Raw genomic sequence first — 12,503 nt, 5'->3', positions numbered from 1 at the left:
CGCCCGGCGGAATTTGCGCAGGACCACCGCGCAGGAGCCCCCCATCATGAACCGGCCCGCGCTTTTCCCGGCTGCCCGCGCACGCGCGGCGGCCATCGCCCGGCTATGCCGCTCGTGGTGCATCGCCTGCTGTGTCGCCGCCTGCGGCGTCGCACCGCACGCGAGCGCCGCCGAACTCCAGCTCAGCGGACGCTACCAACGCCCCGACGGCGCGATCACCGTGCGTCTGAACGGCGCCGGCATCGATCCCTATTTCGCGGCGAAGGCCCTGCTCGGCGCCGCCGACGCGGGGCTCGACGCCCGTCAGGCCGCGCTCGCATGGATCGCATGGTTGCTGCCGCGCCAGCGTCCGGACGGCGGCTTCGATCGCTACTGCATCAAGAGCGGCCAGTACAGCGCCTGCGCGGAAGCCGACGCCGACGACGCGATGATGGCGACCTGGATCGAACTGCTCGCCCGCTTCGCGCCGCCCGACGGCCTGCCCGCCGCATGGGAACTCAGCCTGAATCGCGCCGGTGCGCATCTGGACACGCTGCTCGGCAAGCCCGCAGGCGTGTATCAGATCTCGTCGACGCTGCACGTCGCCCTGCTGATGGACAACGTCGAGGTACACAGCGCGTTCCAGGCGCTCGCCGCGTATTACGTGCGGCGTGGCGACTACACGCGCGCCGGCCCGTGGAGCCAGCGCGCCGACCGGCTCGCGTCCGCGATCCTGAAGGTGTTCTGGCGCGGCACGCAGTCCGGCTTTCGCGCGAGCACGCAGCGCATCAGCGACACGACCTTCTATCCGGCGAAAGTGGCGCAGATCTTTCCGCTCCTGTCGGGCATTCAGGTTCCGCAGCAATCGAACGATGCGATCTACGCGCAGTGGATGCATAAGTACGGCAAGACCTGGCTGCAACTCGCCAGCTCCGATTATCCGTGGGGCTTGATCGCACTGGTCGCACTCAAGATGAACGACAGGAACACGGTCGCGTGCTGGCATGCGCTATCGGGCCCGTACCGGCACGGCGCACACTGGAACGTTCTGGAGGAAGCGCTTTACCTGGCATTCGAAAGCCGGATGGCCGACCCGGTCGCGCCCGCGAAATGCGGCTTCACGACGGCGGCGACAACGGAGACCGCGTCACGCTGATCCACGCGTGCGCACGGTCCGGGGGAATCTACAGGGAAGGAGACGTGTCATGTGTGGCATCGTCGGCGCGGTCGCGCAACGGGACATCGTCCCGATTCTGATTGAAGGTTTGCGCCGCCTTGAATATCGCGGCTACGATTCATGCGGCGTGGCGACGGTCGTCGACGGCCAGGCACGCCGCGAGCGCAGCATGTCGCGCGTCGCCGATCTCGACGCCCACGTGCGCAGTGCCGGCCTGGCCGGCAGCACCGGCATCGCGCACACGCGCTGGGCCACCCACGGCGCGCCGGCGACCTGCAACGCCCATCCGATCTTCTCGCGCGACGAAATCGCGCTCGTGCACAACGGCATCATCGAGAATCACGAAACGTTGCGCAAGCAACTATCCGGCGAACACTACGAATTCGACGGCCAGACCGACACCGAGGTGGTCGCGCACCTGATCCACAGCAAGTATCGCGGCGACCTGCTCGCCGCCGTACGCGACGCGACCTCGCAACTGCGCGGCGCCTATGCGATCGCGGTGTTCAGCAAGCACGAGCCGCAGCGGCTGATCGGCGCGCGGGCCGGCTCGCCGCTCGTCGTCGGCGTGAAGGACGGCGAATGCTTTCTCGCGTCCGACGCGCTCGCGCTCGCCGGCATCACCGACCGCTTCATCTTTCTCGAGGAAGGCGACATCGTCGAACTGACGCCGGGCGGCGTGCGCGTGCTCGATCGCACCGGCACGCCGATCGAACGCGCGATCCAGACCGTTCCGTCCGTGCAAGGCGTGGTCGAGCTCGGGCCGTACCGGCATTTCATGCAGAAGGAAATTTTCGAGCAGCCGCAGGCCGTGGCCGCGACGATACCCGATGCCGGACTGTTCGATCCGGCCGTATTCGGTCCCGACGCCGCGCGCGCATTCGAGCAGATCGACAACGTGCTGATCCTCGCATGCGGCACGAGCCACTACGCCGGCCTGACTGCACGCCGCTGGCTCGAGACGATCGCGCGCCTTCCCGCGCAGGTCGAGATCGCGAGCGAATACCGCTACAGCGACGCGCTCGCGATGCCCAACACGCTGGTGGTCAGCGTGTCGCAATCCGGCGAGACCGCCGACACGCTCGCCGCGCTCAAGTATGCGCAGGCGCTCGGCCATATCGACACGCTGGCGATCTGCAACGTGCCGACCAGCGCGATGATGCGCCAGACCGGCCTGCGCTTCCTGACGCGGGCCGGCCCGGAAATCGGCGTCGCGTCGACCAAGGCGTTCACGACGCAGCTCGTCGCGCTGTTCATTCTCGCCGTCACGCTCGGGCGGCTGCGCGGCTACGTCGACGATGCGCAACTCGCGCGCTATACGACGCAGTTGCGGCGCCTGCCGGGCGCGCTCGACGACGTGCTGGGGCTGGAGCCGCAGATCGCGCGCTGGGCGGCGGAATTCTCGCAGCATGAAAACGCGCTGTTTCTCGGGCGCGGGCTGCACTACCCGATCGCGCTCGAAGGCGCGTTGAAGCTGAAGGAGATTTCGTATATCCACGCGGAAGCGTATCCGGCCGGCGAGCTGAAACACGGGCCGCTGGCGCTCGTCACGCATACGATGCCCGTTGCGACGATCGCGCCGAACGATGCGCTGCTGGAAAAGCTCAAGTCGAACATGCAGGAAGTGCACGCACGCGGCGGCCAGCTTTATGTGTTCGCGGATGCCGATACGCGGATCGACAACGGCGAAGGCGTGTCGGTGCTGCGCATGCCGGACTACTACGGGTTGTTGTCGCCGATTCTGCACGTCGTGCCGTTGCAGTTGCTCGCCTATCACGCGGCGTGCCTGCGGGGCGCGGATATCGACAAGCCGAGGAACCTGGCGAAATCGGTGACGGTGGAGTGACGAGTGGTGCCGTGACGCACGCGGGCCCTTGAAGGTCGCCGACCGAGCGACCGGGCCCGCGCTGCGCGCTGCACGCTGCACGCCGCGTTCTCGATTCGTGCCTTGTCGAATCCCGAATACTTCGTACAATATTGAGAGCCCATGTCGTCCAGTCCACGGTGAAAAGGCCGGCCGGGCCGCCTTCGCCCCGAATCGGGTCGCCCCGTTCGGCAAACGACAACGCAAACCTACCGCGCAACGCAGGCCGAATCTCTCCGGGGGGCCGCCACGTGTCGACGCAAGCCAGGAAGCCGCTGATATCGCTCGTCGTGCCTTTTCACGACGAAGAAGAAACGATCGACGCATTTTTTGCCGAAACGCTGCCCGTTCTCGAATCGGTCGCGTCGGCGCGCTTCGAGATCGTCTGCGTCAACGACGGCAGCCGCGACGGCACGCTGGACCGGCTGCTCGCGGTCGCCGCCGGCGACCCGCGCATGCACGTCGTGGATCTCACACGCCGCTTCGGCAAGGAAGCGGCGCTCACCGCGGGCCTCGACGAAGCGGCCGGCGCGGCCGTGATCCTGATCGACGCCGACCTGCAGGACCCGCCCGCGCTGATTCCCGCGATGCTCGAACGCTGGCGCGCAGGCGCCGAGGTCGTCGCCGCGAAGCGCACCGACCGCCTGTGCGACCCGCTGATGCAGCGCGTGGCCGCCGCGCTCTACTACCGCGTGCACAACCGGCTCTCCGAAGTCGAGATGCCGGAGAACGTCGGCGATTTCCGGCTGATGGACCGCGAGGTCGTCGACGCGCTGCGTGCGTTGCCGGAACGGCGGCGCTTCATGAAAGGGCTGTTCGCGTGGGTCGGCTACCGTACCGAGATCGTCGAATACACGCGCGCGGCGCGTAGCGGCGGCCGCTCGAAATTCTCCGGATGGCGGCGCTGGAATTTCGCGCTGGAAGGCATCACGAGCTTCAGCACGGTGCCGCTGCGCGTGTGGACGTATATCGGCCTCACGTTCGCGATGCTGTCGCTCGCGTATGGCGCGTTCATCGTCGCGCGCACGCTGCTGTACGGCAATCCGGTGCACGGCTACCCGTCGCTGATTTCCGTCGTGCTGTTCGTCGGCGGCATCCAGCTGATCGGCATCGGCGTGATCGGCGAATACCTCGGCCGGATCTATCACGAATCGAAGCAACGCCCCGTCTATCTCGTGAGGCGGCACTACCGAGCCGAGCGCGATGCGGCCGCGCGACCGGCATCGAAGCTGCTGCCGTTTCCGCTCAAGCGCGCGCACGCGGCGCGGCGCCGGGCCGCGACGCCGGCGGCCGTGGGCATCGCCGCCCGCAAGACGTCGTTCAAGTAGCACCGGGCGCGTCAATTGGACATCCTCCGGCAATCGACACGCCCGGCCGAGCGGCCGGTCGTCGCGTGGCTCACGCCGCGACGCGTCGTCCTGTACAGCGCGATGGTGCTGATGTCGTACGCGGTATTCATTGCGATCTGGACCGCGGTGGCGCGTCACGCGTCCGCCACCGGCGGCGTGATGCCGCGCCCGGGCGCCGATTTCTCGGTGTTCTGGTCCGCGTCGTACGTCATGCTGCACGGCGCGCCATCGCAGGCGTACGATTTGTCCGCATTCTCGCGACTGATGACCGGGCTGTTCCCGCACCTGCCTCGCGACGTCTTTGCGCCGTGGCTGTACCCGCCCACCTATCTGCTGCTCGTGACGCCACTGGCGCTGCTGCCGTTCGCGCTCGGTTATCCGCTGTTCGTCGCGTTCGGCGTGTTCATGCTCGGCCTCGCCGCGTGGCGCGTATCCGGCCTCCGCGCGATTCCCGGCGCGGCGCGCGCCGTCGCATTCGCGCTGATCGCCGCGCCGTGCGTGTTCGTCACCACGACGCTCGGGCAGAACGCGTTCCTGACCGCATCGTGTGCGGCGCTCGCCGTGTATTGGGCCGACCGGCGGCCGCTGTGGGCCGGCCTCTGCATCGCGCTGCTGTCGGTCAAGCCGCAGATGGCGCTGTTGTTTCCGTTCGTGCTGGTCGCCGTGCGCGCCTGGCGCACGATCATGTGGGCCGCGCTCGCGACGGGCGCATTCGTCGCGTCCAGCGTGCTGGTCTGCGGCGTCGCGTCGCTGCGCCTGTTCGTCGCGAGCGCCGGCCTCGTCCGTTCGATCATCCTGGAGCATGGCGTCGTGTTCTGGCTCGCGTCGCCGACGCCGTTCGCGGCGTTCCGCCTCGCGGGCGTGCCGCTCGGCGCCGCGTATGCCGCCCATGCCGGCATCGCCGCGATCGCGATCGCCGCCGCGTGCATCGTCTGGACGCAATCGCGCGACACCCGCGTGCGCGCGGCCGTCCAGGCGGTCGCGACGCTCGTGGCGAACCCGTACGTGTGGCACTACGAACTCGCGTGGCTCGCGATCGCGATCGCCTGCATGCTGTCGATCGGCTGGCGCGACGGCTGGCTGCGCGGCGAACAGGCCGCGATCGCGCTGATGTGGGCACTGCCGATCGCCGAATACCTGAACCCGTGGCTGCAACTGCCGCAAGTCGGCCCGGCCGTGACGCTCTTCGCACTGCTGATGCTGCTGCGCCGCGCACGGCACGACGCGCTTACCGCTTACAACGCGAGCCGCGGCGGTACGTACACGCCGTAATACGGCCCGACGCCCGTCGCGACGCCGGTCATCTTCACACCGGCGACGAAGTGCCCCTGGATGTACTTGTAGGTGCCGCCCAGCGACACGTCGATGCGGAATGCGGCGAACGCGACGATCGGCACGTAGGTGCTGCTCGACGTCTGCGTGACGACCGGCAGCACGACCGTCGTGCCGACCGGCACCGACGTATAGAGCGTCGCCTTCACGCCGGTCGCGAGATAGATGCTGTCGCCGATATTGAGCGTGGTCGGGTTGCCGGTCACCATCAGGCCGCTCATCGTCGTCGTGTCGGTCGCGGTCGACTGGAACGACGTCCACTGGCCGCCCATGCACAGCGTGCCGTACGTCTGCCCGTTCGTGATCGAAAACTCGTACGGCAAACCCGTCAGCGGATTGATCAGCGGCTGGTTGGTCGCCGCGTTCCAGTACTGGTTGTACACGCACTGGTCGATCGCGATCGGAAAGAGCCCGCCCGCCGCGACACCGCCCGGCGCGGCGAGCACCGCGATCGCGGTCGCGCCGCCGGAAGCGCCGGGGATGCCCAGCAGCCCGCCGAGCAGCAACGGAATCGAGCCGCCATTGATGCCCGGCGCGCGCGATACGGTCACCTGCACGGCCGGCACGTCGTAGGGGCCAGGCGTGATCGTGGTCGGCTGCATCGACGCCGGTGTGCGCGTCACGTTCCAGTAGCCGGCCGTCACCGTGCCGGTCGCCAGCGGCGCGCCGGCCGCCGAATTCCGCGCGATCACGCCGTTCGCCGCCGGCGCGGCCTGCGACCAGTTCAGCGCCCCGCCGGTCGGTGACATCATCGCATCGGCCGCCGCGAGCGCGGCCGCGTCCGCGGCATTCTGCAACTGATTGCGCACCGTGGCGATCCACGCGATGTCGATCGCGAGCGCGCCGAACGACAGCAGCGGAATCAGGAACATCAGGAAGAACAGCGCGACGGAGCCACGCTCGCGCGCCGCGCCGCTGGATGGCTTGTCGGCCGCGTCATTCATACAGCATCACCGAGCTGGCGGTGAGCGTCACCGGGCCGGTCAGCGCGCTGAATGCCGAACCGAGCACCATCCCGGCATACGTGTAGGTCACCGTGACCGTCAGCGCGGTGCCCGCCGTCGTGCCGTTCGCCTGCGTCACGGTCACGGTCGGCGTCGTCGGCGTGCCGCCGGTGATCAGGCTGTTCTGCGTATAGCTCAGCGCGACGTTCGCGATCTGCGTCGGGGTCAGCATCGGCACGCGCAGCACGACGCCGGCCCGCGCGGCTTCGCGGCTCGCGTTCGTGATCACGGCCTTGTCGCACAGCAGCAGGCTCACGTCGATGATGCCGATCAGCACCATCAGCAGGAACGGCAGCATCAAGACGAACTCGAGGGATACGACGCCGCGCGCGTGGCGGCCGCGCATCGCCGCGCGTGTCATTTTGCGGCCCCCGCGGCAGGTGGCATCGTATGCGGCTCGAGCGCGGCGCCCTTCAACGGCCGCGCCGCATCGGCCGCCGGGCGCGCCGCGAGCTGCGCACGCACCGCTTGGTACACGCGCAGATTGTCGGCCACCGCCGACGCCGGCAGATCCGCGGACAGCAGCTTCTTCGCCGAATCGGTGTTGCCGAGCACGCCATACGCGAACGCGAGATTCTGGCGCGCCTGCCACGGCGCATCGGGCAGCCCGGCCACGTCGAGCAGCACGTTCACGCCCTCGCGCGGACGGTTGCTCAACACGAGCGACAGCCCGAGGTCGACGCGCAGCCCCTGCGCGTCCGGATGGGCGCGCAGCGCGTCCCGGTACACGGCCTGCGCGTCCTCGTGGCGGCCCTGCAGGTCGAGCACCGTGCCGAGCCCTTCCGCCGCGAGCGGAAGGTTCGGTTGGGCGGCGAGCAAGGCGCGATAGCGTCCGGCGGCCTCGTCGAGCCGCCGCTGCCGCAACGCGACGCGTGCGAGCCCGACCTGCGGCCCGAGTTCCGCGGGCGCCTGCTGCCGCGCCTGCTCGTAGAGCACGCGAGCGCGCTCCAGATCGCCGGCGCGGTAGTTGACGTCGGCGAGCCCTAGTTGCGCCGCGAGCGAGTCGGGATGCCGGGCAAGCACCTTCCCGTACAGCGTCGACGCGAGATCGACGTTGCCGCCGGCCAGCGCGCTGTCGGCAATGCGCAATTCGGCCTGCGGGTCGTCGCTCTTGTGCGACAGCGCCGGCCGTGTCTGGATGCCCGGCGCGCAGCCACCGGCCAGCAGCGGCAACACGGCCGCGAAAGCGAACGCGCATGGGACGAAGCCTTTCATTTGAACACCTCGAGCAGGCGGATGGCCGCCGGGCCTGCCGCGATCAGGCCGACCGTCGGCAGGATGAACAGCATCATCGGCAGCGTGATCTTCGGCGCGAGCTTCGCGGCCTGTTCCTCGAGCGCGACGATCTGCTCGGTGCGCTCGCTGCGCGACAGGGTGCGCAGCGCCTGCGTGATCGGCGTGCCGAATCGCTGCGATTGCGTGAGCGTCGTGGCGAGCGAGCGGGCCGACGGGAAATCGACGCGGAGCGCGAAATGCGCGAGCGCTTCGGACACGTTGCCGCTCAGCGTCAGCTCGTCCGCGCAGACCGTCAGCTCGTCGGCGAGCGGCGGGCAGATGCGCTCGAGTTCGCGTGCGACGCGCCGCACGCCCGACACGAGGCTGTTGCCGGCCATCGTGCAGATCACGAGCAGGTCGAGCGCATCCGGAAAGCATGCGGCGATGATGCGGCGGCGGCGCCGGATCATCGCGCCGAGCACGTATTCCGGCACGATCACGCCGATCACGAACGCGGCGATCATCGCCACCGCGCGGATCACGAAGTATTCGCCGAAGCGCGGAATATACGGGCTGAACACGATCGCGACGCCGGCGAACAGCACGCCGCAACTGAGCTTGATGCCGATCATCGACGACACCGCACGCCGTTCGCGAAAGCCCGCGCGCGTCAGCTGCAGCCCGAGCTTCGCGCGCTGCATCGGATCGAGCACGGGCAGCCGCTCGCCGAGCTGCGCGAGCCGTCGCGTCAGGTCCTGACGCACGTCGCCCGGCAGACGCCCGCCTGCCACCGACGGCGGCCGCTGTCCGGCGGCCTGCTGCACGCGCACGGCGATCCGCCGGCGCGTGCCGCCGCCCGGCGTCGCGAGCGCCGCCGCGACGCACGCGATCAGCAGCAGTAGTTCGAGACCATGGGCGGCCAGCATCGACATCGTCATCGCGCGGTATCCAGTTTCGAAATCTTGTGAATCGCCAGCAGGCCGATCGTCAGCAGCACCACCGCGGTCGTCAGCATCACGCGCCCGGCATGCGTGTCGAACAGCAGCATCACGTACGCGCGGTTCACGAGGAACAGCGCGCCGATCATCACGAACGGCACCGCCGAGATGATCTTCGTCGTGATCCGCCCTTCGGCCGTCAGCGCGCGCGTCTTCAGGCGGATGTCGCGACGCGTGCGGATGATGCTCGACAGCTCGTCGAGCGTCTCGCCGAGGCTGCCGCCGGTCTCGCGCTGCAGCAGCAGGTAGACGGTGAAGAACGAGAAGTCCGCGATCATCAGCCGGTCCGCCGCGTGCGTCAGCACGTCCTTCAGATCCGCGCCGACGCGCAGGCTGTCGCCCATCGTGCGGAAGGTCGAGCGCACCGGCTCGGCCGCGCTGTCGCCGACCGTGCTGATCGCCTGCGTGACCGGAATGCCCGCGCGCACCGCCCGCACGATCAGGTCGATCGCATCGGGGAACGCCTCCAGAAAGCGCAGCCGGAAAAGCTCGACCAGCATGCGGTAGCTCGCGCGCATCGCGATCAGCGGCAATCCGGCGTAAATCGCCGGATGCACGACGCTCGGCAGCGCGACGAGCTTCACCGCGACGATCCCGGCGATCGCGCCGGCGATCGTGCTCGCGATGACGATCCGCAGCCCGCGCTCGCCGCCGACCGCCCGCACCCGCGTCACGTAGCGCTGCACCCATGCGCGCATGCGGGTTTGCCGGCGCGGCAGGTTGAACAGCGCGACACCGGACCCGGCGGCCTCGCCGGCGTCCCGGCCCGCGAGCGCGGGCGCCAGGCGCTGCAGCCGCGCGCGAATGCGCCGCTCCGGCGTATGGCGCGCACGCTCGAGCAACGCGGACAGCCCGAGACCCACCGCGAGGATCGCGACGAACGCGCCGAGCGTGAACAGGTCGGCGGCCCTCATTGCCGGAATGCCTCGGAAAGCGCGTCCTCGACGCCGTAGTACGCGGCCCGCGGCGCGAACGCGGGCCGCAGCGACGACGCCTCGAACACACCCCTCACCGCGTCGCGCGTCGTATCGCCTTCCTGGCGGAACGCGAACAGATCCTGCGTGATGACCACCTCGCCTTCCATCCCGACGATCTCGGTGATCCGCGTCACGCGGCGCACGCCGTCGCGCATCCGCTCGATCTGCACGAACAGGTGCACGGCGCTCGCGATCTGACGCCGGATCGACAACAGCTGCAGGTTCGCATTCGCCATCATGACCATGCTTTCGAGCCGGCTGATCGCGTCGCGCGGCGAGTTCGCGTGGATCGTCGTCATCGAGCCGTCGTGGCCCGTGTTCATCGCCTGCAGCACGTCGAACGCCTCCGCGCCGCGGATTTCGCCGAGGATGATGCGATCCGGCCGCATCCGCAGCGCGTTGCGCACGAGATCGCGCTGCGAGATGCCGCCGAGCCCTTCGGTATTGTCCGGGCGCGTTTCGAGGCTCACCACGTGCGGCTGCAGCAGTTGCAGCTCGGCCGCGTCCTCGATCGTCACGATTCGCTCGTGCTCCTCGATGTGCTGCGACAGCGCGTTGAGCAGCGTCGTCTTGCCCGACCCGGTGCCGCCCGAGATCACGATGTTCAGCCGGCATGCGCACGCGATCTTCAGGACCTGCAGCATCGCGTGCGAGATGTTGCCCTGATGCGCCATCCGCGCGAGCGTGATGTCGCGCTTCGCGAACTTGCGGATCGAGATCGACGCGCCGCGCATCGCGATCGGCGGCAGCACCACGTTCACGCGGCTGCCGTCGGCGAGCCGCGCATCGACCATCGGGCTGCTCTCGTCGACGCGGCGTCCGACCGCCGCCGCGATCCGCTGCGCGACGCTCGTCACGTGCGCGTTGTCGCGAAACTTCAGCGACGTGAGCTCGAGCCGGCCCGCGCGCTCGACGTACACCTGGTCGGGGCCGTTGACGAGGATGTCGGACACGGTGTCGTCGGCGAGCAGCGGCTCGATCGGCCCGACGCCGAACATGTCGTTCAGGATCGCGTCGACGATCAGCACCTGCTCGCCCGCGGTGATCTTCAGGCGCTCGCGCTCGACCGTATGCGCGGCCACCTGTTCGATGCCGGCGCGCACTTCGTCGCGCGTCTTCATCAGCGCGGCCGACATGTTCATCGACGCGAACACCGCGGTGCGGATCGCATCGAACTTGCCGGAACGAATCAGCGCCTCCTGCGTATCGGCCGTCGCAGCCGCGCGCGCGGCTGCGGCCGAAGGTGCGGACGTGGACAGGGACGCCGGCACCGGGCTCGCGGCCGGCGCCGGCGCGGGCGCCTCGTCGCGCGGCGCGGCAGGGGACCCCGCCGGCGCGGGGTCCGGCGTCAGCTGCTTGCGGGTACCGAACGTCACGATCCCTTCCTCCATTTGACGAAGCGCGCATACCACGGCTCGGCGACGGCCATCGATTCGCCGGTGATGCCGTTCGCGAGCAGCCGGATCTCGTCCAGGAAACCGCGGCGTTTCGAGCCTTCGATCGGCTCGCCGAGGTTCTCCGCGATCGCGAGCGACTGCGCGTCGTGCGGCAGCTCGCGCAATCGCACGCCGCCGAACGCGTCCTCGAAATCGGTCGGCGCGACGCGCCCCTTGACCGGCTCGAGCGGATTGTTCAGCACCATCGACAGCATTCGTTCGCCCGGCATTTCCTTCACGAAGCGCGCCAGCCGCGCGGTTTCGTACGCGGCGTGCACCGACCGATCGGCGACGATATAGGCGAGATCGGATGCCGTCAGCGCATCCTCGAACAGCTTGCCGGCGCGAACGCCCACGTCGAACAGCACGTAATGGAAGCGGTCCTTCAGCATGTCGACGAGCTGCGCGATCGCATCGTCGCGCAGCAGCGCGTCCTCGCCGTACGCGAGTTCGGCCGACAGCATGTGCAGGCGGTCGCCCTTCGTGACGAACATGCGGTCGAACAGCGCGTCGTCGGGGCGCCGTTCCATGTTCAGCAACTCGATCAGCCCGTTGTTGCTCGACAGCCCGAGCATCGAGTTCGCGCCGCCGCCGTGCAGGTTCAGGTCGACGTAGGCGACGCGCCGCCGCTTCTCGCCCGCCAGGCAGCGCGCGAGGCTGACCGCGATCGTTGTCGTGCCGACGCCGCCGCGCGCGCCGACGAAGCTGACGATCTTGCCGGTGCGCCCCTGCACGACCGACTCCGTCATGGTCAGCGCGCGCCGCATCAGCTCGACGGTCAGCGGCTTCACGATGTAGTCCTGCACGCCGATGCCCAGCAGGTTGCGGAACAGCCCGACGTCGTTCTGCGTGCCGATCGCGACGACCCGCACCGACGGATCGCATACGTCCGCGAGCCGCATCAGGTCGGACACCGGCAGCACCGAATCCGACACGTCGACGATCAGCTGGCGCGGCGAGCGCTCGTGCTGCTGCAGCAGCCGGATCGCGTCGTCGCAGTTGCCCGGCTGCACGTGGGCGCGCGTGATCGACAGGTCCTGCGCGACGCGGCGGATCACATCCTCGCTGCCGGCATCGGACACGACCGCGATGAGGTCCGCCGCTCCGGCGGAGGCGGCTTGCTTGGCGTTCTGGCGGTCGAGGACGTTCATGGGCGGCATCGCGATCGCATC

The 12,503-nt window shown here is 69.1% G+C and carries 11 protein-coding genes; 4 read left to right on the top strand and 7 right to left on the bottom strand.

The window, feature by feature from the left end:
* The first annotated feature begins 46 nt into the window (after positions 1 to 46).
* From QZM72_RS17805 to QZM72_RS17790, 4 genes are all read left to right on the top strand, one after another.
* Positions 47 to 1,135, top strand: coding sequence for a hypothetical protein (locus QZM72_RS17805; RefSeq protein WP_089467164.1), 1,089 nt, complete (start codon positions 47 to 49; stop codon positions 1,133 to 1,135).
* Positions 1,136 to 1,184: 49 nt separating this feature from the next.
* Positions 1,185 to 3,002 carry a glutamine--fructose-6-phosphate transaminase (isomerizing) gene (gene glmS / locus QZM72_RS17800; RefSeq protein ID WP_089467163.1) on the top strand — a complete coding sequence of 606 codons (1,818 nt, stop codon included), beginning with the start codon at positions 1,185 to 1,187 and terminating at the stop codon, positions 3,000 to 3,002.
* A 269-nt stretch (positions 3,003 to 3,271) separates the two neighbouring features.
* Complete coding sequence (locus QZM72_RS17795; RefSeq protein WP_301738795.1) at positions 3,272 to 4,348, top strand: glycosyltransferase family 2 protein; 1,077 nt, start codon at positions 3,272 to 3,274, stop codon at positions 4,346 to 4,348.
* A gap of 102 nt (positions 4,349 to 4,450) precedes the next feature.
* Positions 4,451 to 5,641, top strand: a complete 1,191-nt coding sequence (locus tag QZM72_RS17790) for a glycosyltransferase family 87 protein (RefSeq protein ID WP_301738912.1) — start codon at positions 4,451 to 4,453, stop codon at positions 5,639 to 5,641.
* On the opposite strand, the gene QZM72_RS17785 is transcribed toward QZM72_RS17790, so the two are convergent.
* The 7 genes from QZM72_RS17785 to QZM72_RS17755 are packed head-to-tail and all read right to left on the bottom strand — an operon-like array spanning position 5,605 to position 12,491.
* Positions 5,605 to 6,645, bottom strand: a complete 1,041-nt coding sequence (locus QZM72_RS17785) for a TadG family pilus assembly protein (RefSeq protein WP_301738794.1) — start codon at positions 6,643 to 6,645, stop codon at positions 5,605 to 5,607. The genes QZM72_RS17790 and QZM72_RS17785 overlap by 37 nt on opposite strands.
* On the bottom strand, positions 6,638 to 7,066 hold the full coding sequence (locus tag QZM72_RS17780; RefSeq protein ID WP_089467160.1) for a TadE/TadG family type IV pilus assembly protein: 429 nt from the start codon (positions 7,064 to 7,066) through the stop codon (positions 6,638 to 6,640). Before QZM72_RS17780 ends, QZM72_RS17785 begins: the two co-directional genes overlap by 8 nt.
* Complete coding sequence (locus QZM72_RS17775; RefSeq protein WP_089467159.1) at positions 7,063 to 7,920, bottom strand: lipopolysaccharide assembly protein LapB; 858 nt, start codon at positions 7,918 to 7,920, stop codon at positions 7,063 to 7,065. The genes QZM72_RS17780 and QZM72_RS17775 overlap by 4 nt, the downstream gene beginning before the upstream one ends.
* Positions 7,917 to 8,858 (bottom strand): type II secretion system F family protein, encoded by a 942-nt coding sequence (locus tag QZM72_RS17770; RefSeq protein ID WP_301738793.1) that lies wholly within the window; start codon positions 8,856 to 8,858, stop codon positions 7,917 to 7,919. Before QZM72_RS17770 ends, QZM72_RS17775 begins: the two co-directional genes overlap by 4 nt.
* Positions 8,855 to 9,832 carry a type II secretion system F family protein gene (locus QZM72_RS17765; protein WP_301738792.1) on the bottom strand — a complete coding sequence of 326 codons (978 nt, stop codon included), beginning with the start codon at positions 9,830 to 9,832 and terminating at the stop codon, positions 8,855 to 8,857. The genes QZM72_RS17770 and QZM72_RS17765 overlap by 4 nt, the downstream gene beginning before the upstream one ends.
* Positions 9,829 to 11,271 (bottom strand): CpaF family protein, encoded by a 1,443-nt coding sequence (locus QZM72_RS17760; RefSeq protein WP_301738791.1) that lies wholly within the window; start codon positions 11,269 to 11,271, stop codon positions 9,829 to 9,831. The genes QZM72_RS17765 and QZM72_RS17760 overlap by 4 nt, the downstream gene beginning before the upstream one ends.
* Complete coding sequence (locus QZM72_RS17755) at positions 11,268 to 12,491, bottom strand: AAA family ATPase (protein ID WP_301738790.1); 1,224 nt, start codon at positions 12,489 to 12,491, stop codon at positions 11,268 to 11,270. The genes QZM72_RS17760 and QZM72_RS17755 overlap by 4 nt, the downstream gene beginning before the upstream one ends.
* Positions 12,492 to 12,503: the final 12 nt, after the last annotated feature.

It is taken from the genome of Burkholderia sp. AU45388, from assembly GCF_030481585.1.
Taxonomy (GTDB): Bacteria; Pseudomonadota; Gammaproteobacteria; order Burkholderiales; family Burkholderiaceae; genus Burkholderia; species Burkholderia sola.
The sequence above is the reverse complement of the archived record's forward strand: the minus strand, read 5'-3'. Positions and strand labels throughout refer to the sequence as shown.